The sequence below is a fragment of the Nitratireductor basaltis genome, from assembly GCF_000733725.1.
GTDB classification, from domain to species: domain Bacteria; phylum Pseudomonadota; class Alphaproteobacteria; order Rhizobiales; family Rhizobiaceae; genus Chelativorans; species Chelativorans basaltis.
The window spans coordinates 1901225-1923393 of the sequence record NZ_JMQM01000001.1; the positions used below are offsets into that span (position 1 = coordinate 1901225).

At 53.8% G+C, this 22169-nt stretch carries 18 protein-coding genes and 2 pseudogenes; 11 read left to right on the forward strand and 9 right to left on the reverse strand.

The features are described 5' to 3' along the window. The first annotated feature begins 6 nt into the window (after nucleotides 1-6). The 4 genes from EL18_RS09215 to EL18_RS17550 are packed head-to-tail and all read left to right on the forward strand — an operon-like array spanning nucleotide 7 to nucleotide 7353. Nucleotides 7-1125 (forward strand): ABC transporter ATP-binding protein, encoded by a 1119-nt coding sequence (locus EL18_RS09215; protein WP_244444541.1) that lies wholly within the window; start codon nucleotides 7-9, stop codon nucleotides 1123-1125. Continuing rightward, nucleotides 1125-2384 (forward strand): FkbM family methyltransferase, encoded by a 1260-nt coding sequence (locus EL18_RS17545; RefSeq protein WP_161781983.1) that lies wholly within the window; start codon nucleotides 1125-1127, stop codon nucleotides 2382-2384. Before EL18_RS09215 ends, EL18_RS17545 begins: the two co-directional genes overlap by 1 nt. Nucleotides 2385-2393: 9 nt before the next feature. Then, nucleotides 2394-6140, forward strand: coding sequence for a glycosyltransferase (locus EL18_RS09220; protein ID WP_036482123.1), 3747 nt, complete (start codon nucleotides 2394-2396; stop codon nucleotides 6138-6140). A 28-nt stretch (nucleotides 6141-6168) separates the two neighbouring features. Further along, a complete protein-coding gene (locus EL18_RS17550; protein ID WP_244444587.1) occupies nucleotides 6169-7353 on the forward strand; it encodes a glycosyltransferase in 1185 nt (394 codons plus the stop codon). Here the strand turns inward: EL18_RS17550 and EL18_RS17555 are convergent. Beyond that, a pseudogene (locus tag EL18_RS17555) lies at nucleotides 7301-7592 on the reverse strand (IS110 family transposase); the annotation flags it as partial. The gene EL18_RS17550 and the pseudogene EL18_RS17555 sit on opposite strands and share 53 nt — an antisense overlap. Before the next feature lie 67 nt (nucleotides 7593-7659). Between EL18_RS17555 and EL18_RS18385 the strand changes: the two are divergent. The 3 genes and pseudogenes from EL18_RS18385 to EL18_RS18395 all read left to right on the forward strand — a co-directional run bounded on the left by EL18_RS18385 (nucleotide 7660) and on the right by EL18_RS18395 (nucleotide 8770). Further along, nucleotides 7660-7926, forward strand: a complete 267-nt coding sequence (locus EL18_RS18385; RefSeq protein ID WP_036482126.1) for a transposase — start codon at nucleotides 7660-7662, stop codon at nucleotides 7924-7926. Nucleotides 7927-7949: 23 nt separating this feature from the next. Then, nucleotides 7950-8414 (forward strand): IS3 family transposase, encoded by a 465-nt coding sequence (locus EL18_RS18390; RefSeq protein WP_425277137.1) that lies wholly within the window; start codon nucleotides 7950-7952, stop codon nucleotides 8412-8414. A gap of 138 nt (nucleotides 8415-8552) precedes the next feature. Then, a pseudogene (locus tag EL18_RS18395) lies at nucleotides 8553-8770 on the forward strand (integrase core domain-containing protein). Between the two features lie 219 nt (nucleotides 8771-8989). Here EL18_RS18395 and EL18_RS17565 read toward each other — a convergent pair. From EL18_RS17565 to EL18_RS09255, 5 genes are all read right to left on the reverse strand, one after another. Then, on the reverse strand, nucleotides 8990-10099 hold the full coding sequence (locus tag EL18_RS17565) for a glycosyltransferase (RefSeq protein WP_036482129.1): 1110 nt from the start codon (nucleotides 10097-10099) through the stop codon (nucleotides 8990-8992). Nucleotides 10100-10410: 311 nt separating this feature from the next. Then, complete coding sequence (locus EL18_RS17305; RefSeq protein ID WP_161781984.1) at nucleotides 10411-12837, reverse strand: AAA family ATPase; 2427 nt, start codon at nucleotides 12835-12837, stop codon at nucleotides 10411-10413. Continuing rightward, a complete protein-coding gene (locus EL18_RS17955) occupies nucleotides 12834-13154 on the reverse strand; it encodes a hypothetical protein (protein WP_036482132.1) in 321 nt (106 codons plus the stop codon). The genes EL18_RS17305 and EL18_RS17955 overlap by 4 nt, the downstream gene beginning before the upstream one ends. A gap of 81 nt (nucleotides 13155-13235) precedes the next feature. Beyond that, nucleotides 13236-14159 (reverse strand): hypothetical protein, encoded by a 924-nt coding sequence (locus tag EL18_RS09250; RefSeq protein ID WP_051913952.1) that lies wholly within the window; start codon nucleotides 14157-14159, stop codon nucleotides 13236-13238. 522 nt (nucleotides 14160-14681) lie between these two features. Then, complete coding sequence (locus EL18_RS09255) at nucleotides 14682-15926, reverse strand: outer membrane protein (RefSeq protein ID WP_244444542.1); 1245 nt, start codon at nucleotides 15924-15926, stop codon at nucleotides 14682-14684. Nucleotides 15927-16123: 197 nt separating this feature from the next. Between EL18_RS09255 and EL18_RS17960 the strand changes: the two genes are divergently transcribed. From EL18_RS17960 to EL18_RS09265, 3 genes are read left to right on the forward strand one after another with little or no spacing between them, the layout of a single operon-like run. Then, nucleotides 16124-16297, forward strand: coding sequence for a hypothetical protein (locus tag EL18_RS17960; RefSeq protein ID WP_161781985.1), 174 nt, complete (start codon nucleotides 16124-16126; stop codon nucleotides 16295-16297). A gap of 60 nt (nucleotides 16298-16357) precedes the next feature. Next, nucleotides 16358-16618, forward strand: a complete 261-nt coding sequence (locus EL18_RS09260) for a hypothetical protein (RefSeq protein WP_036482135.1) — start codon at nucleotides 16358-16360, stop codon at nucleotides 16616-16618. A gap of 8 nt (nucleotides 16619-16626) precedes the next feature. Further along, nucleotides 16627-17358: an SOS response-associated peptidase gene (locus EL18_RS09265; protein WP_036482137.1), complete on the forward strand. Its 732-nt coding sequence runs from the start codon at nucleotides 16627-16629 to the stop codon at nucleotides 17356-17358. A gap of 173 nt (nucleotides 17359-17531) precedes the next feature. On the opposite strand, the gene EL18_RS09270 is transcribed toward EL18_RS09265, so the two are convergent. Then, complete coding sequence (locus tag EL18_RS09270; protein ID WP_036482139.1) at nucleotides 17532-17894, reverse strand: hypothetical protein; 363 nt, start codon at nucleotides 17892-17894, stop codon at nucleotides 17532-17534. 774 nt (nucleotides 17895-18668) lie between these two features. Here EL18_RS09270 and EL18_RS09275 point away from each other — a divergent pair. Beyond that, on the forward strand, nucleotides 18669-20090 hold the full coding sequence (locus EL18_RS09275) for an ATP-binding protein (protein ID WP_036482142.1): 1422 nt from the start codon (nucleotides 18669-18671) through the stop codon (nucleotides 20088-20090). A gap of 204 nt (nucleotides 20091-20294) precedes the next feature. Here EL18_RS09275 and EL18_RS09280 read toward each other — a convergent pair whose 3' ends face one another. Together EL18_RS09280 and EL18_RS09285 are read right to left on the reverse strand one after the other, a co-directional pair. Beyond that, nucleotides 20295-20933, reverse strand: coding sequence for a cysteine hydrolase family protein (locus EL18_RS09280; RefSeq protein ID WP_081871134.1), 639 nt, complete (start codon nucleotides 20931-20933; stop codon nucleotides 20295-20297). 89 nt (nucleotides 20934-21022) lie between these two features. Further along, nucleotides 21023-22165: an ABC transporter substrate-binding protein gene (locus tag EL18_RS09285; RefSeq protein ID WP_161781986.1), complete on the reverse strand. Its 1143-nt coding sequence runs from the start codon at nucleotides 22163-22165 to the stop codon at nucleotides 21023-21025. Nucleotides 22166-22169: the final 4 nt, after the last annotated feature.

The following is a 22169-nucleotide window of genomic DNA, read 5'->3' on the forward strand; positions in this document are numbered from 1 at the left end:
TGGGCAGTGAGGGACGTTAGCTTCAACCTGCACCGAGGTGAAGGCATTGCTTTGATCGGGCAGAATGGTGCTGGAAAAAGCACATTGCTCAAGCTGATTACGGGCACAGTACGCCCGACTATGGGAACCGTCGCGACTACTGGCCACGTCAGCGCGATCCTTGAACTTGGACTTGGGTTCAACCCTGAACTGAACGGTCGAGACAACGTATATCAAGCTGGCGGCCTAATGGGCTACCCTAAAGACCAAATAACTCAACTCATACCTGAAATTGAAGACTTCGCCGAACTTGGGGATTTTTTTGACAAGCCGCTCCGCGTCTACTCATCGGGGATGCATGCTCGACTTGCCTTCTCACTAGCCACAGCAACCAGACCTGATGTGCTTATTGTGGACGAAGTCCTGTCGGTAGGCGACAGCTACTTTCAACATAAAAGCTTTGATCGTATCCGGCGCTTTAAAGACGAAGGTAGCGCCCTTCTATTTGTTTCTCATAGCATGAGCGATGTCCGCAGCTTGTGCGACAGGGTCTTGCTTCTCGATGATGGCCGCATTCTCCGTGATGGCCCAGCAGATGAAGTTGTAGATCATTATAACGCCCTGGTCGCTATGAAAGACAATGCGCGAACTAATCTAGAGCAAGCACGTAAACCCGATGGCTGGCATCAGACGAGATCTGGAACATTTGAGGCAAGTCTGAACTCCATTGAGTTATTAGACGCAGCAACGGGAAATGCTGTCTATACCGCGGCGGTGGGACAAGAACTAACCTTGAAACTAAAGGTGAAAACAAAAAAACCTATCCCACGACTAGTTTTGGGTATAATGCTGCGTGATCGCACAGGCAACCTCGTTTGGGGGACTAATACTTGGCATACCGACCAGGTTGCTTACGATATACCTAAAGATGAAGACGTTACTTTTTACGTCCATTTTCCGTGCAACCTTGGACCGGGTTCTTATTCAGTATCACCAGCGCTAACGAGCTCTGATACGCACCATGAAAACAACTATGAGTGGATAGATAATGCATTTGTCTTTGACGTGGTGAACACAAGTCGAGCGTTCTTCGGTGGAACATGTTGTCTCGATGCTAAGTTTGAAATTCAGTTAGGCGCCGTATAGTGACAGTAATCTCTCATGCGCAAAATTTTGAAGATGTAATTTTGTGGCGTGCTCTGAAGCATGTCCAAGGCGGTTTCTACATTGATATCGGCGCTCAACATCCGACAAAAGACTCAGTAAGCGCACTTTTTTACGTCAACGGCTGGCGAGGCGTTCATGTAGAACCTAATCCGGAATATGCCGACCAACTGCGGCAGGCTCGTCCGGACGAGACAATTTTGCAGATTGCCATCTCAGAAGGCGACAAAACTGCCCCTTTCTTCAGACTGGCTGGTACAGGGCTAAGTACCGCCGATCTCAGTCTCGCACAAGAATACGAACGAGCAGGCTATGATGTCCTGGTAGAAAATGTAAGATGGAGTCGGTTATCTGATATACTTGACCGCTATCATGATCGTCAGGTGCACTGGCTCAAAATCGATGTGGAAGGACTTGAAGCCAGCGTAATACGCAGTTGGCAGCCATCTCCGGTCCGTCCATGGGTGGTTGTGGTAGAAGCGATTGCACCCCGAACCCACGTGAGTACCACTCTAGACTGGGAACCTCACCTAATCGAAATGGGGTATCGCTTTGTTTATTTTGATGGTCTCAACAGGTTCTACCTGCACGAAGCTCATGAGTCTTTATCCCATCATTTTAATATCGGACCTAATATTTTTGACGACTTTTTTCTCGCCCAAGAAAATCTAGTTTGTGGTCTTCTGGCTGAACGCATAAATAGCTTAGAAGATGAAATAGAGTCTTTAAAAAGCCAAATCGATAGATACAACGAAAACGCTTGCACGCTGAATGAAAAGATCGGCACGCAAGAGACTGAAAATCTCCGCCTGAGTAACGAATGCTTGGAACTGCGTTCTCTTCTGGAGGATTCAAAAGTAGAGTTAAGCTGTATCAAAAACTCGACATCATGGCGAATAACTGCACCTGTCCGGGCATCGAAACGTGCAATTGGACCGTCCCTAGAACGTGTACGCGCCTTGCTGCCTCACAATCTAAATAACCGGCTAAGGCAAACATTGAAAGTGATGATCAGAAAGATTTACAGCCTGATCCTCACGCGGCCACGACTGGTAAGAGCTGCACTCAAGTTTATAAGATTGTTTCCACCAGCATTTGAGATGAAAGTCAGATCTATAATCTTCAGAAGCGACAGTTCCCCGGCGTTCAAAGGCGAAAGCCGTATTGACTCCCCTCCTCAACTTTCGGCTCGTGCTAAGGATTTCTATGCACAGCTAGCAAGGCAGACGAAGCGAAAGTGATATTCAGCGATGAGAATTGTAATAGATCTGCAGAGTGCTCAGTCTAGTGGGTCAAGAAACCGTGGTATAGGTAACTATTCACTCTCTCTGACGAAGGCGCTGATCGAGAACGGAGATGAGCACGATTTTCACATCGTCCTGAATGGTTCTTTCACGGAAGCTGCAATTTATCTGCGCAATTATTTCTCCGAGCTTCTTCCTAAAGAAAACGTCCACACATGGCACCCGGTCGCGCCTGCTGCTTACGTAGATAACAGCAACGACTTGAACCGTCACTTTTCTGAACTGACACGCGAAACATTTATCAACTCTTTAAAGCCAGACATCCTTCTCATAACGAGTTTCTTTGAAGGCTTCCATGACGATTCATGTATCACTATCGGAAAACTAGGAAAAACCTACCCAGTTGCAGTAGTCGTTTATGACTTTATACCGCTAATTTATAAGAATGATTATCTAGCGAATAGGAAATTTCGCGATTGGTACACTGAGAAACTGGGGTTGCTTCAAGAAGCCGATTTGTTCCTAGCTATTTCTAACTCGTCGCGGCAGGAGGCAGTTGAAATCGCGGCGCTCCCTCCGGAACGTTGCGTGACGGTATCCACGGACGCCTCAGACGTTTTTAGACCGGTCCCTACCAGTGCCAAGGCGGTACAGGAAACCTTGCGAAAGTATGGGATCAATAAAAAATTCGTATTATATACTGGCGGTATCGATTTCCGGAAAAACGTGAACGGGCTGATTGCCGCTTATTCTAAACTTACTAGTCCTGTACAGGATGAACACTGTCTTGTTCTTGTTTGTGCAGTGCGACCTGAAGACCGATCAGTGCTTGAGGCATACGCTACGCGCCACGGCGTACGTGAAGGTGACATCATTATTACGGGTTTTGTATCTGACGAGGAGCTAAATGCTCTTTACAGTTCTTGTAGCCTATTTGTCTTTCCTTCACTACATGAAGGCTTCGGTCTGCCCGCACTAGAGGCTATGCGGTGTGACGCTCCCGTAATCGGCTCGAACACTTCAAGCCTTCCGGAAGTTATTGGCATGAAGGAAGCATTGTTTGATCCACGGGATCTCAATTCGATGCGCTCCATAATTGAGAAGGCTCTCACCGATCACGATTTTCGTAAAGCTCTAATTGATAACTCTCGTGCCCAAGCGAAACTTTTCTCTTGGGATAGAACAGCGCAGGCGACTCTTGATGTTTTTAGTGGCTGCACCATCTCCCACGTCACCATAGACAGTTATGCGCGCTCTGAAGAGCACCCCAAGCCAAAGCTTGCCTACGTTTCACCCTTTCCTCCAGAGGCTTCGGGTATAGCTGATTATAGCGCAGATCTAGTCGCATCTCTTTCTGCGTTCTATGAGATTGACATAATCACCCCACAGAAAGATATATCTGACCTACCTAGCCTTCGGAATATCGCTATAAAAACTCCCGATTATCTGCTTTCGCACCCCGATCATTACGACCGTATTCTGTACCATTTCGGCAACTCCGTATTTCATCAACATATGTTTGATATGTTAAATAGAATTCCTGGCGTCGTTGTACTTCATGATTTCTTTCTTTCCGGAATTATTGCTCATATGGATAGTACCGGCTTCCGACCTAGCCTATTTGCAGAGACGCTATATTACTCACACGGGTACACAGCGGCCAAAGAGCTGTGCGAACATCAGGATCGATCGGAAGTGATATACCGGTATCCCTGCAACCTGCCCGTTCTTCAAAAAAGCACTGGCATCATCGTGCACTCGAATAGTACGAGCCTGATGCTCGATAAATGGTACCCGCTAAAGACAAAGAGATGGGCTGAAGTCCCACTGCTTCGTACACCTCCGCTAGAGCGCTGCGGTAAGACTTCAGCCAAGAGGGCTTTGGGCTTTGGGGCTTCGGACTTTTTAGTTTGTTCTTTTGGTATGATTGGTATAACTAAACAGAATCTTCGTTTATTAGATAGTTGGTTAGCCTCGAACCTTTCCATCGACCGCTCGTGTTATTTGATCTTCGTTGGTGAAAACGATCCCGGTGGGTACGGCGCCCAAATGCTTCGGAGAATCGAGGACAGTAACGTTGCAGATCGCATCATTGTTACCGGCCGTGTTAGCAAAGATGTATATCAGGGGTACTTGAATGCCTGCGATTTAGCCGTTCAACTACGAACAATGTCACGTGGAGAAACATCTGCCGCCGTACTCGATTGTCTCAACCATTCCATCCCAACGATTGTGAATGCGAATGGGAGCATGGCAGATTTGCCGACGGAAACCGTATTTAGGTTAAGTGACGAGTTTGAGAACCGTGCGCTCGTTGCTGGGCTCGAAGAACTTTATAGCAACGAGGCAGCCAGGGGGCTGTTGGGGACAAAGGGTAAAGAGTTAGTAGCGTCAGAACACGAACCTGAATACTGCGCTAAACTTTATCACACCCATATCGAAAGATTTTATGCCGAGAGTGCTCGCGATTGGCCGGGATTAATTGACCATATTGAGCACGAAGAAAGATCTTTAAGTGTTGACGAGATGATGCATATCTCGCGTGCTTGGGGGAAAACTTTTCCTGCAGATACTCGGCAAAGGCAGCTGCTAATTGATGTCTCAGAGATTGTTCAGAGGGACGTCGGTACGGGTATACAACGGGTGGTTCGCAACATACTATTTCAATTTCTAGAGCTCGCGACGCCTGAGTTCAGAATTGAACCGATATACGGCAGCCCGGAGCATGGCTACCGTTATGCGAGGGAGTTTAGTTCGAGGCTCTTTGGCATTGATAATGTTTCCCTCCGGGACGAGCCCGTAGATTACTACAATGGAGATATCTTTTTCGGATTAGACTATCAACCTCACGTACAAATATTCCACGAATCTTGGTATAAAAAACTTCAAGCGCAAGGTGTAGAAGTTTATTTCACAGTATATGACCTTCTATGCATTAACTGCCCTGAGTATTTCGTTGAGGGAGCCGATGCACTCTTCGAACGCTGGCTTAACGTTGTCGCGATGGGACACGGTGCGATCTGCATATCGGAAGCTGTGGCAAATGAACTCCGAAATTGGCTGGGGCAGAATTTTCCTCACCGCCTAGAGAATTTCCGCGTGGAGGTTGCGCATCTAGGAGCCGAACTTGATCGGGTCCAAGAAGCCTCTGAGGCATCTTCGCTGCAAGAAATAGCTCCTATTACCAACAGGTGCAAGGGCTCTACCATGTTCTTGATGGTGGGAACATTGGAACCCAGGAAGGCTCACTCTGAGGTTTTAGCCGCTTTTGATAAACTGTGGGACGAAGGTGAGGATGCTCATCTTGTCATTGTTGGTAAAGTCGGGTGGAAAACTGAGCAGCTGACCCAGATCATAAAAGCCCATCCAGAGCTCAATAAGCGGCTGCATTGGTATGATGGAATTAGTGATACTTTGCTACAAACGCTTTACCGTGAGGCAGATTGCCTCATCGCCGCGTCGAAGGGCGAGGGTTTCGGACTGCCATTGATTGAAGCAGCACGAAATGACGTCCCCATCCTTGCTAGAAATATCCCGGTATTTCGCGAGGTAGCCGGAAATAAAGCGACGTATTTTAATGCTGATAAACCTGAAGAGCTTTTTGAAGCTTTTCAGCGGTGGCTTAGGCAGTTTCGCTGTAACGAACATATCAAACCGAACGGAATGAGCTGGTTAAATTGGAGGCAGAGCGCGGAGCAATTTCTGTCAGCACTCATGAGAAACCGAAACGGCGAAAGAACCAACAGTGTTTGAACGCGTATTCAATGCGAAAGATAACGTAATGTACCCCCGTCGAGGATCAAGCTCTGAGGAAGAGACTTCTATTGATCGTAATCGTGCCGCAATATTTCACGATTATTTCTCCATAAAAGGTGGCGGCGAGAGAGTAGCTTTGTCTATTGCAAATGACTTAGGATATCACCTTTACTATGGGTATTTAACATCTTCTACGTACAGCCTGCAGGCTTTCCCAGATAATTCTCATTCTTTGAACCTGCACCCGCTAGTCCAAAGGAGAGGTTTGAGGCCGCTTACCCTCAGTTACCTTTTTCGCAGAGCGCGGCGCATTGCATCTCAGTATGAGTTACGCATATACTCGGGCGTTGCGGCTCCTTTTGCGGCACCTCCGCTTGGCTCGTCGGGGCTGAATGTCTTTTACTGTCATACACCGCCGCGGTTTCTGTATGATCAAAAAGCGCATTTCCTCAACCTTCTTCCAAACCCACTTCGCTGGATAGCGCCATGGATTCTTCGCAGGTTCGAGAAAGGTTATATTGATGCCATTAATAACATGGACATTATTATTGCGAATTCCGAAAATACTAAAATCAGACTCAGAGAATACATAGGCGTAGATAGCAGGGTTGTATACCCGCCCGTAGATACTGAACGTTTTAAATGGCAGGGACAGGGGGATTATTACGTATCAACTGCTAGATTATCGCCCCTGAAGCGCGTAGATAGAATTATAGACGCCTTCTCTGCTATGCCGGAAAAGAAATTGATTGTTGTGTCGGGCGGCGAAGAATTGGATAGGCTACGTAGTCGTGCGAAGAATTTTTCAAATATTGATGTTCTGGGATGGGTCACCGAAAGCGCTCTGGAGGACATAGTAGGAAACGCTATTGCTACTATCTATATACCTAAGGATGAAGATTTCGGCATATCGCCTCTGGAATCGATGGCAGCAGGCAAGCCAGTGATTGGAGTAGCTGAGGGAGGACTCCGTGAAACGATAATTGATGGTGAAACGGGGATCCTCTTGCCTTCATCTCCTACTAGCCGAGCTATCGTTGAAGCAGTTCGCTCGCTGAACTCTACAAGAGCTTTGCAAATGAGGCGCGCATGTGAGCAACAGGCGCAGAGATTCCAAAGAGAAAAATTTGTAGAGGCGATGTCAGGTATTATTCAAGGCCTGCAGCCAAAGTTGCGCCGCGCTCCATCAGGAATCCACGTGCCTGATTGATCAGACGGGTACGGCTGTGCACCAGGCGCTCTCTGACGCGGTGCAAAGATTGCAGATCGAGCTGTTCTTCGGACTTCACCGCGACGAATGACATGGTTGGACGTGTGGCCGCTTCTGCGATCGCCTCGGCATCTCGGTTGTCGTTCTTGTGGACCTTGAAAATAGGGATGCACGTAAAGCGGCGACATCAGTCGCGGCTCGTGGCCTTGCGCGATGCAGAAGCGTCCGATGTGATGGGCACTGACCTGCTCCCCTGAGATGTTCCCGATTTTGGGTTAGCCTGTTCCTCAACGAAAGAGACAGGCGATGGAACGGACGCGGTTCTCGGAAGAACAGATCATCCGCATTCTGAAGGAACATCAGGCGGGCATGACCCCGGCTGAACTGTGTCGCAAGCACGGCATCTCTGATGCGACGTTCTACACCTGGCGCAAGAAGTACGGCGGCATGGACGTATCGGACGCCAAGCGGTTAAAGGCGCTCGAAGAAGAGAATGCGAAGCTGAAGAAGCTTCTGGCGGAGCAGATGATGGATGTATCGACGCTCCGAGAGATGCTGACAAAAAACTTCTGACGCTCGGCTCCAGGAGGAAAGCTGTGAGTTGGGCGATCGAGATGAAGAACTATCCGCAGCGCCGTGCCTGTGCCCTAGTTGGCATTGCGCCGCGCGTCTACCGATACATGTCCAGTCGGCCGGACGATGCTGCTCTGCGAGAACGTTTGCGGGAGCTGTCATCGGAACGACGGCGATTCGGCTATCGCCGTCTACATCTGCTTTTGAAGCGGGAGGGCGTCGTGGTGAATTGGAAGAAGCTCTACCGGATTTGCAAGGAAGAGCGGTTGACGGTCCGAAAACGCGGTGGTCGCAAGCGGGCTGTGGGTACGAGAGCACCGATGGCGGTCCCGCAGGATCCGAACCAGAGATGGAGCCTCGACTTCGTGTCGGACACGTTGCTCGATGGACGCCGTTTCCGCATCCTGTGTGTCATCGACGACTTCAGCCGGGAGTGCCTGGCAACGGTGGTCGATAACTCACTCTCGGGCGAACGCGTGGCTCGTTAGCTGGATGCCATTGCAGAACGGCGCGGCTACCCCTGCATGGTTGTCAGCGACAACGGAACGGAGCTGACGTCAAAGGCCATGCTCGCCTGGCAACAGGACCGCAATGTCGAGTGGCACTACATCGCACCAGGCAAGCCGATGCAAAACGGCTTCGTTGAAAGCTTCAACGGAAGGCTTCGGGACGAATGCCTCAACGAGCACCTGTTCCGCAGCTACCGGCATGCCAGAGAATCATCGAGGAATGGAGGATCGACTACAATTTGAACCGACCACACACGAGCCTCAAAGGGCTCACCCCGCACGAGTTTGCAACCCGGTGCAAAATGGACCACAACGTGAACAGCGCTAGCCTATGAATGGGTACATTCCGGGGAGCAGGTCACTCCGTTCGTCCAGACCCACAACGCTGTAGATCGTCTTTCTAAGATCGATACCAAGAACCGCAATAACCATCAGGATGCTCCTTCTTTCCACCATCTCACCGCGACGATAGCCGCGTTTGGGGTGGGAAGGCAGTTCATCCCATTAAGTCAGTTGCACCACAGTTCAATGCAATCCAAATCTACTAATAACTCTTATGCGCGCTGCGCGGCTCGTTCACAAACCTGATGATAAACTTCAGTATAATTTTGAGCCATTACTCCAGCGTGAAAGCGCTGCAGAAACCGCCTCCGAGCGGATGTGCCCATCTTCTGGCGAAGGATGCGATCCGACAACAAGCGTCTCATTGCATCCGCCAAAGCTTTGGAGTCAGCTGGCGGAACCACGATTCCTGTCTCTCCATGCGCATTCACAAAACTAGTTCCTGTTCCTATCTCGCAGGAAATCATTGGCTTTCCTGCCCGTGCCGCTTCTACCAATGCAATGCCGAAGGCTTCTGACCGCACATGTGACGGCAGAACAAATCCAGAACATAACGTAAGAAGCGCCTCTTTCTCCATCTCTGTCACCTCACCCAAGTACACTATGTTCTCAGGCAGCGACCTTAGATCTAGTCTGAGATCTTGATTTTTACCTGCGATCACCAAAGGCAGCTTGGTTGCGCGAGCCGCTTGTAGAAGATAGTTAATCCCTTTGTAGTATCGGAGTGCACCTACGAACAGTATAAAGCCTTCGCCGACTTTTGCGCGCATAGCAGACAGTATTCCCGCAGGTACATCTTGACGCTCTGGTAATCCAATTGGAATTACTTGTGTCTGCAGTAACCGTTTTTGCAGAACGCAACTCGTCTGCCTATAAGCGGGCGAAGTCGCGACTATTGCGTCCATTCTGTCCAGAAAGGCATTCATTAGAGGATTGTACAGCCACATGTGCCGGCGCTGCCGAACGATATCCGAATGATAGGTAAGAACAGACGGCTTGCTGATTCCAGAAACCAAATGCATTATGTCGGCAATCGGCCACGGAAAATGATAATGCACAACGTCAGCGTCACTAGAGAGCGATTTGAATTTAGATAAAATAGATAAAGATATACTTGTTGAGGAAATTCTAAAGTTTTGCTTAACCTGAAATACTTTGTGATTACTAATTTTTATTGCATTTTTACTTGGATGCGCAGAAGGCGCTAGTACCTCATGATGAAAACCCCTCTTGTAAGTTGATTCTGCTAGCGTGTGAATGAAACGAGGTACTCCCGTCACGTCGTCGGGATAATAAGTTTTATACACATGCAAAATTTTCATAGCGAACGACCCTTTTCCGCCAAGTACCCGCAAGCGGCGTGCACTAGCACTGTCACAGATCTCGTTTAACGACAGCAGGAACAACTCCGCTACTACAAGGCGTTCATCTGCATCACCCTGTCGCGTCGTGGTGCGCCACAGTCACTCGCCCTGCTAGAAGACGCAAGGTCGCGCACAGTTCCACCTGCGATCGCTGCTCAGATACCGAATAGACTATTGTAGTGCGCCCTTCCTGAGGTAACTAGCATGCGAGTATCTACTGTTCCAGCACTCCATCCCAATGAAACTTGCGTTGGCTATACGTCACTTCGCTACCTCGCAGGTTCCCGCATATCATCGAGCGTTTGTGTGAGCAGATCGCCTTCAAGCGTTCCTTGTGCGATCAGCGCTTTAGCAACACGTTCAATCGCTTTAGCGTTTAGCCTCACTAGTGCAAGTGCTTCGTCATAAGCATCATCTAGACGTGCGCTGACCCGCGCTTTCAGGTCTGCGTCGTTTGCAAGAGCGTCTTCCCACCCATCCGCCGAGTGGTAGACTAACGGCTGAACCTTCCCGGCTCCGACTGACGCTTCCAGTATAAAGGAAAGCACTGTCGCTTGAGCGAGGTCGGAGTGCGGACCACCGCCTGCACCGAGTGTTGGCGCGCCGAACGTGACCTCTTCGGCCGCACGACCTGCCAAATTGCACAGGATCCGGTTCTTTAGCCCTTCCTCGTGGTGCAAAACGTCGGGATTGACTGATGAGAGGGTATAAGGCCTTCCACCCGATCCTTCAATTGTTACCAGTTTGACCTCGGCTACACCCGTCAGCGTGCGTGCCACAACATGGCCAGCCTCGTGCACTGCAAAACGGTAGCGAAGCTCATCATCCAGGACGGGCAGATGATCCCGGAGTCGCGCCTCAACGTCATCGAGCGACAGGTCACGACGCTCACGGCGTGACCTCTGACGCGCTTCTCGCACCAGCCGTTCAATGTCTGCTCCGCTCATACCACTGGCTCTCCGTGCGAGACGCAGAAGCCGCTGTTCCATGTCTACTCCCTCAATCGCGAGATGGCGCTTGAGGTGGTGCCGCAGGATGCCTAGTAGTGCCTTCGTGTCAGGCAGCGGGATCTCGATGTGTGTCTCCAAGCGGCCGGAGCGTACTAAAGCTCGATCCAGCAGCTCAGGCTGGTTGGTTGCGCCGACGATGATCACCCCTTCACGTGCGACGGCACCATCAAGAAGCTCCAGTGCCTTATTGATGAACGAATTCCAGTAGGAGCTGTCACGGTCTTTGTGCCCTCCTCTGGTGCCAAGGCCATCGATTTCGTCGATGAAGAGGACGATTGGGCTGTTCCGCTCCGCCTCCTCGAAGGTTGTGCGTACGCGCTGCAGCACCTCTCCGAGTGCGCTGGGCTCAAGCCAGGTTGAGACGGATGTTGCAAGCAGAGGCAGCTGAAGCGAATTTGCCAATGCTTTGGCAAAGGTCGTTTTGCCCGTTCCGGGTGGCCCATGGAGCAGGAGGCGCGTGATCATATCCGACCATTGGAGCTGGCCTTCGCGCCACAGAGTGAGATCCTCTTTTAGCGCCAGAGCCCACCCCGCAGCTTCGCCATAGCCAGAGAGAGCTTCTACCCGCAGCGCGTTCTCATCATCCGGAGCAGCTGGTTGAATGAGTTCACCACCTGTATCTGCAGTTCTGCCGTGCGATGAGGGAGAGTTGCGAGCACTCTTCTTGCTCTGAGAGGAGTGTTTTTCAGGTGGTTGGGCAATCTTTGCCTGAAGCCGCTTGAGGACCTCCGAGCCGCTCATGCCAGGGCGGATGCACCAGAGCAGATCGTCCAGAGACAGCATTTTGCTCTTTTCTGGACTCACTGCATCCAGCACATCCAGATCACCTGCCGCGCCGATCACATGCCGCGCAACGTCTCTCAGGAGTTCAGGCGACAGAGGCTGGCAGCTGAGCGTGAGATCAGCCGACTGCACCAGTCGCTGTGGCAGGAGATCAGGCTGATCGGCGATCGCCAGCAGAGGCAGCCCGGTAGTAGGTGCATGCTGAAGTCCCCGTGCCACGTCCCTCCTGGACATGTCATACGTCGCTTCAAGGAGGATCGTCAGTCGCGGTGAGTATGGCCGCATAACCGAAGGCGCTGACCAATCCAGACTGATACGATCGACTGGGATCATTGTGAGCGGACGCGGCAGCAGGACGGCTCGACGCAGAAGATGCGAGCAGCATCGCTCGAACCCAGGAACGGCTCCTTTCAGAACGACAACAGGTCGGGGCCGTGACAGCATGGCGTAAAGGTCCGACAGTGAATGGCCGCTGCGTACTGTGGCATCGCCAAGCATTAGGATGATCGCGATCTCTGCAGCCAGAGCAGGCTCCACTGCCTCGCGCACGGCGGCCAACAGCTGCTTCACTTGCGCTGCGTCAGCCCCCTCTTCATCGTCATCAGGCCCGATTCCCTTGTCCGTCTTTTTGCCGAAGACATGATCTTCTTCCTCCCCGTCGAAAGCACGGTTTGCGATCACCTCCAGGCGCAGCTTCCGGCGCAGGCCGCCCTTCAGGAAAGTCTCGCTCTTGCGTCCCGGCGCATAGTGCACGGGCGCGCCCTCGCCCGCGGAGACGCGCTGAAGAACTTTCAGGTTAACCGCAGCTTGCAGCGCGTGCCTGTATGTCTGATGCCGCAGACGTCGGAGCCAAAAGCGCACGAGGCGCTCGCGTGTCGGGGTGTGGGGAGAAGCCATACTCATGCCCCCTCTCCTGCGACAAGTTTCAGCTTCGGCCGATGCTGCTGGTCCGCGGTAAGCTGACCTCGCGAGGCAAGCCAATGCCATACGAGAATGGCAGTCGGATCGCCTTCGTCGACCATCTCCACGAGGCGGCACATGACCCATTGCGCCATTTGTAAATTATGATGCCGCCCAAGCCGCGCCATCCGGATCGCAGCTCCTACGGCACCCGCTGACCTGTCGCGTCTATATGCACGTTCAAAGTGCGTCCCCTCGCGCAAATCTTCCACGCTCAAGCAGATGTCTCTGGAGATTTGGGGCAACTGATGTTCGTCCATGGCAAACGCCCTCCTGCCGCAGGCGATTTCGCCCGCGCTGATGAGTTGAAGTTGGAAGTCGAAGAGCGTGCTGGTGGCGCTTCAGGCGCGACCAGCGGGATCTATCGCGCCAATGCCACGCGCGTATCCGACGCGGATCGGCGGCATCGGCTCAACGACCACCTCTGCAGCCTCTTCGCCCTCGCTTTCCGGATCTTCACCGTCAGGGACGAGATAGTCGTCCGAGCTGCTCGTATCCGGCTCCGCAGGAGCAGTGACCAGCCGCTGGCAAAGCTGTTGCATCTCGTCCTGCACACGCTCGGCAAACATGGCTCGAAGCTTAAGCATAGCCCTGCCTGCGTATGGCAGGCGCAACAGCTCACCGACTTCTCTCAGGGCGAAGACACCACGCTCCTGCGCACTTTGCTCGTCGGACCCGTCGATGATCGCGATATCGATCTCGGCGATCCCCTGCCTTCCCTGCTGGTGCAGCACATCGCCTGCGGTCAGAGCAGCCGCCATCATCTTCCGGCGCAACGTCTTTAGCTTGCTCTCCTGGTAGGAGGAGAGCGATCGCTTTACGTCGATGATGATTGCGCGGCGTGCGACCCGATCGAGGATCAGCAGGTCCGGCATGTAGCTCATCTTGTAGTGAACATCTGAGCGAAGATGGATCGCCTCAAGCGCGTCCCAATCATTACGCTCAAGCAGCTCAAGTGCTGCAGGGACGATGGGCAGTGGCTCTGAGAGCTTGACCACACGCAGATCCGGACTGAGCGAAGCAAGGCGCTCCAGCCCCTGCTCAAGCAGAATGCCTTCGTGAAAGGTCACAGCTCGAACGAAACTGTTCAGTTCAGCATAGCTGCCGAACACGTCGTCAGAGCGAGCGCTGCCAGCGCGGATGGCCTCCAGCGCCTGATCAATTAGGCCCGCAAGGATCGGCTCCAGCTCCGGAGCAACGGAAGGACTGCCAAGCGCAGCATGAGAGGTGGCGCTGCATGCGGCAGCACGATGAAAATGTGACATGGGAGGAACTCCAACAAGATCGGTCGTGCATGAACTGCAGACGATCGCCAGCGCTTCCGCACCTAAAGAGGAGCGGAATGACACGGCTTAAAGTCTGCGGTGATGATGATGAGGTGGCGTTCACCCCGAGCGGCAGCTTTCAGCTATTCGCGCGCGCTCATGCACATGATCTGGAGGGAGCAGCGCTTCCACCAGGGAAGCGAATAAGGTAGTTCTGGTCATAGCCCAATGCCTTCTACGGAAAGGTTGCGGGTCAGGCCTTCGTGGAGTGTTCGCGCACTCGCGGAGGCCGCTTTGTCTGCTCATCAATTAGAGCAAGACAGAATGTGGATCGGATTTCCCTGGATCACAAGTTGCAAGTTTGCGTTCTCGCGACTTTCGCGATCGCATGGTTAACGCCGGGCTCAGGCCATGGCGTCAGCGGCTTCAAGTATAGGCGCTGGACAACTTTCGATGTGCTGACAAAAAAAGAGCCCAGGCATCGCCCGGGCTCAATCCTCCCAGAGTTGGAGGTCGTGGTGACTACATGAGCTTGAACTTCAGACCCGCACGCACGGTGTGCGCTGACGGATCAACCTCAAAGCCAATGCCATCAAAATCTTCCGTTCCGTAGTCGGAGTAACGGTATTCCAGGTTGAAGGTGGTGCGATCGGCGACTGCCGTCTCAATGCCACCACCAACGGAGAAGCCGTTGCTATCCCAGTCGTAGAAAGTGCCAACACCGCTGACATCGACTTCAAAATGCTGGTGGCTGTAGCCGCCAAGAGCGTAGACCAGCGTTCCCGGAGACACTTTGTAGCCAAGGCGTGCAAGCACATCGAAGCCGTAGTCCGCGTCGATCGACGCGCTGAGACCCGGGGCGGAAAGATCCGTGGAGACGGAGGAGATGCGGGCGTCGGCCATGACGCCAGCAACCCAGCCGCCTGCGAACTCCATGTCATAGCCAATGGACGCTTCAGCAAAGATGCCTTCTGCGCCGATACCGTTGAAGCCAAGAGGTCCAGCGGGAACTGACAGATCATGGACGAGGCCGCCTGCACCAAGCGCTGCGCCAATGGTCAACCCATTCCAATCATAGGCGGGGGCATCGAAGCTCGTGCCGCCTGCAGCCATGCCAAATCGGTAGTTCAGCCCCGCATGAAAGGTGTGAGCGGAAGGGGTTACTTCAACAAAACCTGCCGTGTCGAAATCTTCCGATGCGTAGTGCGAGTAGCGGTACTCGGACTTCAGCGTCCAGTTCGATGCGATGACCGTCTCAACACCTGCGCCCACGACGAAGCCGCTGCTGTCCCAGTCATAGTCGATGCCTGCTACGGTGGAGGAGACATCGAAATGCTGCCAGCTATAGCCACCAAGCACGTAGGCCAGGGTTGACGGCGTCAGCAGGTAACCTGCGCGAAGACCAACATCAAAACCGTAGTCAGCGTCAACATCGATGGAGTCGGCGCCAAAGGTGAGCTCAGAACCAACATTGCCGAAGCGTCCATCGGCAAAAGCACCAATGAGGAAGCGCGGCGAGACCATGTAGTCATAGCCAAGCGTCAGCTCGCCAAAGACGCCCTCACCGCCAATGCCATTGAAGCTGGCAGGCAGTCCGGGGATCTCGGCTTCACCGACAAAGGCACCTGCGCCACCGCCGATACCAATATAGATCCCCGACCAGTTATAGCCTGCTGCAGCAGGCTCCGAAAAATCAGCTGCCATTGCAGACTGGGAAGCCAGTGCCACGCCGCCAGCGGCGAGCATCGCGATCAAGCTCGTTTTCATGCTACACCCCCAGAATTAGTAAACGAACTGTTACTAATAAGGACTTACTAATGAGTCCATAGGTAGAATATGGGTAGATGATCATGCTTCATGGTTGTAACTTTTATGCAACATATGCGCGTACTAAGACTACCGCTGCGACCATATCACAGCGGATGCTGGCCAACTAACACCCCAACAGCAAAAGAGACCTCGTCATGAGCGATGTCATTGAAGAACAAGCCACTCGCTATGCCGCTGGTGAGATGTTCCCCGGACGAACCTGGAACGACCTGAGTGAGGCAGAGCAGGCAGAGGCGCGCGAGCAGGCTCAGGAACTGCTCAGGATCCTCGGCGACCCTCCAGCACGAAAAGCAGCCAACGACAATTGACAGCAGCACATAGAGGAATAAATACCTCCATCGGTGCGGCGGCAATCACATGGAGCCGCTATGTCGAAACCAGTTCAGATCCCATTGTCCGAGGTAACGGGCCAGCCCTACTACAGCCTGCGCATGGAGGATGTCCCGGAGTGGTGGGTGATCGGTGCATCCTGCATGGCTTGCGGACGTGTGGAGGCGATCAGCCGCCGCGCGGTGCAGCGGCGTTGGCGCGGACTTCTGCTGCCGCATGTGGCACAGAAGCTGAGATGCTCTGGCTGCGGGAATAGAGATCACAACACTTTCGTCGCGCTTCGCAAGGAAGCGCGGTAGGGTGAGGCATGTGCAATCTTTACAACCTCACGACAAGCCAGCAAGCGATCCGGGAATGGTCGCGGGCAATGCGGGATGTGATAGGCAACCTGGAGCCATCACTCAACATCTATCCTGTTTATCTGGCTCCCATTGTACGCGTGGGTGCTGATAGGGAACGGGAGCTGGTGCGGATGCGGTGGGGACTACCTTCCTCATCCCAGGCTCTCTACAAAGCGGCATCGCGCCGCGCGGACAAGCTGCGCGCGAAGGGGAAGACCGTGGACTTCGATGAGCTTCTGAAGATGGAACCCGACAGCGGCACCACCAATGTCCGCAACACGAATAGCCGCCACTGGAAACGTTGGCTCACCCCGGAGCACCGCTGTCTCGTCCCTTTTACAAGCTTCGCTGAACCCGCCCCTTCGCGGAAGATTGAGGGCCAGCGCACGCCAAATGCGTGGTTTGCTCTGTCCGAGGAGCGTCCGCTCGCTTTTTTCGCTGGCATCTGCGTCCCGCAATGGACAAGCGTGCACAAGATTCGGGAGGGTCTGGTGACGGTCGACCTCTTCGGCTTCCTCACTACCGAACCCAACTCAGTGGTAGCGCAGGTGCATGAGAAAGCCATGCCCGTGATACTGACGAATACGGAGCAGACAGAGATGTGGATGCGTGCGCCATGGGACGAGGCCAAGGCCCTGCAGCGCCCGCTTCCGGATGCCGAACTTGTAGAGATCGCTGCTCCGGAAGCTACAGGCTGAGGGACGCAGAATCGCAAACGGCGTTTGCGCTTAAAACCTCTGTAGAATCGTTACCACTGCAAACGACGTTTAAGGGAGTAACGGGGGGAGAAGGATCTGAAGTGCGTCACGCCGTTTGCGATTGCACCGGGTTCGACCGCCAGCAGACGTCCGCGGTTTCAGAAGAGACAAGGCTAAACCTCATCATCACCATCTTCCACTGGAGCAGCATCTTCTTCTGCCCTCCACTTCTCTCGCAGGATATGCGTGCGATGACGAGGCTGCCAGCCCTGCTCATGCCGCTCGATGATCTCTTCGATCACCTGCTCCGTCTTCCGCTTGTCGAAGCCCTGAGCAACCAGTTCGCGCGTCACTAGATCCATGGCACGATCCAGCTTCTCGTAAGAGCCAGCCTTCACCGATTGCCTGACGATCACGTGCAGCAGCATACGGGCGATGTCATCCCTATGGGGAGAGCGCTCACGCAGCTTGCGCTCGCGCAATGCCTTCTGCCGCAGCCGCTGCTCCTCCAACCGCTGCTCGTAACTCTTAGCCATCAACCTCTCCCCTGCTGGACCGCCCGGTCGCCCAGTTCACAAACGTCGTTTGCAAGAGTAACGCCTTCTAAGGATTAAGAATCGGTTCCGCAGCGTCCTGAATCGTGTTCTCCCGATCCAGAATCCGAACATCTCAAATTTTTTCAAATTGCAGGGGACCTGACTCAATTTGCTCGCATCGTATGGAAGACGCCGGCACACCGCCACCGCTCCGGAGGACAAGTCGCGAGGGAACTGGGCCCTCTTTCACTACGATGAAGAGTTCATATCAACAGCGATAGCGATGGGTCTCGGGCTGCTCACCAGTGGTCGAGATTGAGCTGATGCCCGAGCATATGGCCATTTCCTACCATTAGCGCTGGTGAGACCGTCCACTGAAGCAGGGTCTTCTGTGCAAATGCAGAGATAAGCGCCACTGGCTCCAGCTCTTTCCGTAAGCGACATGTTCGTCCGCATATTCGGATGTGCCGCCCGCCGACGCGTCCAGCTGAAGGACCACCTTCATAGTCGGTTCAGAGCGGCGGCTCTCTCGTCAACAATAACCCAAGCAAAGATTCTTTTTCGCGGCCTCGAATCGGCTATCTTTCAAGATTTGATAGTATTATTTTAAGTATTATACCGTCTTATCATGACCTTTCCTTCGTAGGCTCTTTTGCAAACATTTGTCATCTATGATATCATTGGTTTTGTTCTTCATTGATCGCAACCCTGTCTTCGGATGAACAAATTACACTTGGACGCGCGAGAACCGCGCTTACGCGAAAGGCAAAGTGAATGAAAGCAGACGCACAGATTGTTCCGGACTCCACACTCGCAACCACAGCGGACGGCCAGAAAATTGAAGTGGATTTCCGACAGCTCATCGGCCAGCACAGCGCGTGCATCGCTCAAAGCGGCGGCGGAAAGAGCGTGCTCATGCGCAAGGCGCTCGAACTGGCTCTCGCCTCTGCATTGCCCGTCGTTGTGTTCGACGTGGCAAGCGAGTTCCTGGATCTATCGAAGGCCAGCCCCAATGGAATGTTGATCGTTGGCGGCGAACATGGCCACCCGGAGGTGACCTATAAGACTGCGATTCGGCAAATCGAGTCGATTGCCAATGGCCGCGCATCTGTCATCTTTGATATCAGCACGCTCTCCAACAGTGAGGGCTCAACCGTGGTGCGTGAGGTACTCAATGGACTTATGCGATTGCCAGGCGCACACCCGATGTTGGTCGTGCTGGATGAAGTGCATCGTTTCGCTCCAGAGCGTGGCACATCGCCGTCCAAAGATTCTGTAGCCTGGGTGGCAAAGGAAGGACGGAAAAAGGGCTACAGTCTGCTGATGGCAACACAGCGACTGCCGGATGTAGCGAAAGCCGTGGTGTCCCAGACTCGCAATAAGTTCTTCGGCCGATCCACGGATAGCAAGGATATTGATCGCGCTGCCAAAGAGCTCGGCAGGTCGGCGCGTGAACTCGCGTGCCTCGCCTCTCTGGAAGCGGGAGAGTTCGTGATCCAGGGCGCAGCCTTTGGCGGCTATCACCCGAAGGCCCGGATCCTCGCACCTATGACAGGCAGATTGGACAATACCCATGTGACGGAAAAGCTCTCCGTCCCTCCTGTACCGATCGACAGGGTGGTTGATGACATTCTCGCAAATGGAAGCAACAACAAACTTCCTCCTGCGCCTGATGAACCGCAACCGAGGGCCTGCATTACCGCACCCGATCTCTATGCGGAAGCCTCTACCTCCGACGCTGCCGGATATGAGGATCTCGTTCTTCAACTTCTTCAGGCCTCACCCGGCGGCCTTAGCAGCAAGCTGCTGGCGCTGCTCTGCGGTGCAACACCAAGAGACCGCGCACACGATACTGCGATCTTGCAGCTGATCGAACGCGGGATTATCGCGAAGGACCGGACTGACAGATTGAGGCTTGCAGACGCAGATGCATCCTCGTCGTCGGGGGCTCGAAACACCGTGTTCCTGCAGCATCAGCTTGATCGGCTGATCCGACAGCTGCCAACCGTGGAGCGGAGAGTTATACGCGCATTTCAAGCCACGGGTGGCGGCAGCCTGCAGCTGAATGAACTGCGAGACTTGACAAGGATGTCGCGTTTTCGGTCAGCGACGCTTCAGCTTCATCGTCGCGGATGGCTTGTAAAGCGGAAGGATGTGTATCGTTTCCGCCCGGACCTGGCCAAACTGCTGGGCTAGTTCCACACAGTCCCAACACCAACAGGCCCAAGCCTGGGCCTGTTGTGCTTTCGTCGCCTGAACGGTCTATCGCCTTCTCGACCCCGACGAGAAGAAAAGCCCCACCCTCCCGTGCAGCCAGATCATTGAGTGGCCGGATAGCGCGAACTGATATGAGCGGTTTGGGCTACGCGGGCCCGGCAGGAACCGCGAGACCAATGTTCCTTATTCATTGCTGAAGGATGCGATGACGTCTTCGACATCCTGCACACGGCAGTAGCCGCCAAATGCGCGCAGACCTGTCGCATGGCGCTCTTCGGTGTAGGCAGCGCAAGCGTCCTGTGCGCAGACCATGTAGTAGCCGCGATCAGCACCGTCGCGTATTGCCATATCCACGCACTGGTCGGTCACAAAGCCGACCACGATAACGTTTTCAATGCCCAGATTACGCAGGACGTAATCAATATTGGTGGAGTTGAAAACGCCTGACGAGGTCTTTGGCAGGACGATCTCGTCACCAACCGGGGCGACATCGTCGATGACCGCTGCGAGCTTCGACCCCTTTGGCACGTGGATGTTGGAAAGCTTGTGGTCCAGCGAGCGGTCGCGACCGTCCTTGGTGAGCGACTCGATCACCGTGTAGAGGACCTCAACACCCTTCGATCTGCCCGCCTCGATGAGCTTTTTCATCGCAGGCAGAGCACGGGTTTTCAGGGCACTGGCAAACTCGGGGTGAGCCTCCAGGATGGCTGGATCCAGTTCCGCATTCTGTGCATCCACGACGAGAATTGCCGTCTTCTCAGGCACCAGGTTGCGATCGCGCCCCTCATATCGGGCCAATGTGCCGCCGCTGCTGTCATTCATGTCTTGCTTGCTCCAAATCGACCATCAAGGCTTGTTCCAAAAAGAAGCAGGGCCGAAGCCCTGCTTGTACGTGTCGTTGAGCCTTTGGCTCAGTTCATTTCCGGCTTCCAGATCTCTTCGACCTCGAACTTCCCGCCCTGAACGCTGATGATGGATACAGGCTTCGGCGGCACCATGGTCTCACGCGTATAGCTGATCTCACCCGTGACCCCCTTGAACCCGCGGGTTTCGGCCAGCGCATCCTTGATTGCAGCAGGTTCCGCGGAGTCCGCGCGGCGGATGGCGTCGGCGACGAGCATGATCGCGTCATAGCCGAGAGGCGCGAAGGCGTTTTCCGGCTCGATGCCATACTCGCCCTTGTAGTCCTCGATGAACTTCGTCACTTCCGGCCGATCATCAGCACGATAGGTGTGCGTGGAGAAATAGACATCGTTGGCCAGTTCCGGCCCCGGTACGGTCGACACCAGCTCGGTATCAAAACCATCGCCGGAAACGATCGGCATGGTGATGCCCTGCTCGCGGATCTGCTTCACGGAGAGACCAGCTTCAGAGGGAATCGCGGAAATGAACACCGCATCTGGCTGAGGGTCCATCGAAGCGAGGCGAGCAATCTGCGCGGAAAAGTCGGTATCGCCCATCATGAAGGAATCGGTACCGATGATCTCGCCACCCTTCTCCTCGAAACGCTCGACGAAGAACTTGCTCAGCGCCTTGGTGAAGTCCATGGAGTTGTCGGTCCAGACGGCGACCTTGCGCGCGCCGAGATCATCGTAAGCGTAGTCTGCGATCGCGTAGGACTGGTCGTCATCCCCGAACGGGGTCATGAACATATAGTCGCCAACCCACTGCGGAAGCTCCGGGTGCGTCGCGCCTGAGGTGACGAATGGCACGCCTTCTTCCTGGAAGAGCGGTGCGCCTGCCATGACAAAGGTCGTGTCAGACTGGCCGATACCAGCGACCACACCTTCAGACAGAACGCGCTGGGCCGCCTTTGCGGTTTCCTGCTGATCCGTCTTGCCATCCGGCGCGATCAGCTCGATCTGCTTGCCGAGGAGGCCACCATCCGCGTTGAGCTGCTTTACAGCCAGCTGCGCACCTTTCAGTGACGGACCATCAAGCGAGGACATGCCGCCCGTCACGTTATAGAGCGCACCAATCTTGATATTCTCCTGCGCTTGCGCAGCGCCGAGTGTCGTGGCGACAGCCACCGATGCGGCGATCAATCGTAACATCACA

What these genes read in the sequence shown, in the direction of transcription:
- EL18_RS09220 (WP_036482123.1), top strand. Translation starts at nt 2,394, where the DNA reads ATGAGAATTGTAATAGATCTGCAGAGTGCTCAGTCTAGTGGGTCAAGA.
- EL18_RS17550 (WP_244444587.1), top strand. Translation starts at nt 6,169, where the DNA reads ATGTACCCCCGTCGAGGATCAAGCTCTGAGGAAGAGACTTCTATTGAT.
- EL18_RS18385 (WP_036482126.1), top strand. Translation starts at nt 7,660, where the DNA reads ATGGAACGGACGCGGTTCTCGGAAGAACAGATCATCCGCATTCTGAAG.
- EL18_RS17565 (WP_036482129.1), bottom strand. Translation starts at nt 10,099, where the DNA reads ATGAAAATTTTGCATGTGTATAAAACTTATTATCCCGACGACGTGACG.
- EL18_RS17305 (WP_161781984.1), bottom strand. Translation starts at nt 12,837, where the DNA reads ATGAGTATGGCTTCTCCCCACACCCCGACACGCGAGCGCCTCGTGCGC.
- EL18_RS17955 (WP_036482132.1), bottom strand. Translation starts at nt 13,154, where the DNA reads ATGGACGAACATCAGTTGCCCCAAATCTCCAGAGACATCTGCTTGAGC.
- EL18_RS09250 (WP_051913952.1), bottom strand. Translation starts at nt 14,159, where the DNA reads ATGTCACATTTTCATCGTGCTGCCGCATGCAGCGCCACCTCTCATGCT.
- EL18_RS09255 (WP_244444542.1), bottom strand. Translation starts at nt 15,926, where the DNA reads ATGAAAACGAGCTTGATCGCGATGCTCGCCGCTGGCGGCGTGGCACTG.
- EL18_RS17960 (WP_161781985.1), top strand. Translation starts at nt 16,124, where the DNA reads ATGAGCGATGTCATTGAAGAACAAGCCACTCGCTATGCCGCTGGTGAG.
- EL18_RS09260 (WP_036482135.1), top strand. Translation starts at nt 16,358, where the DNA reads ATGTCGAAACCAGTTCAGATCCCATTGTCCGAGGTAACGGGCCAGCCC.
- EL18_RS09265 (WP_036482137.1), top strand. Translation starts at nt 16,627, where the DNA reads ATGTGCAATCTTTACAACCTCACGACAAGCCAGCAAGCGATCCGGGAA.
- EL18_RS09270 (WP_036482139.1), bottom strand. Translation starts at nt 17,894, where the DNA reads ATGGCTAAGAGTTACGAGCAGCGGTTGGAGGAGCAGCGGCTGCGGCAG.
- EL18_RS09275 (WP_036482142.1), top strand. Translation starts at nt 18,669, where the DNA reads ATGAAAGCAGACGCACAGATTGTTCCGGACTCCACACTCGCAACCACA.
- EL18_RS09280 (WP_081871134.1), bottom strand. Translation starts at nt 20,933, where the DNA reads ATGAATGACAGCAGCGGCGGCACATTGGCCCGATATGAGGGGCGCGAT.
- EL18_RS09285 (WP_161781986.1), bottom strand. Translation starts at nt 22,165, where the DNA reads ATGTTACGATTGATCGCCGCATCGGTGGCTGTCGCCACGACACTCGGC.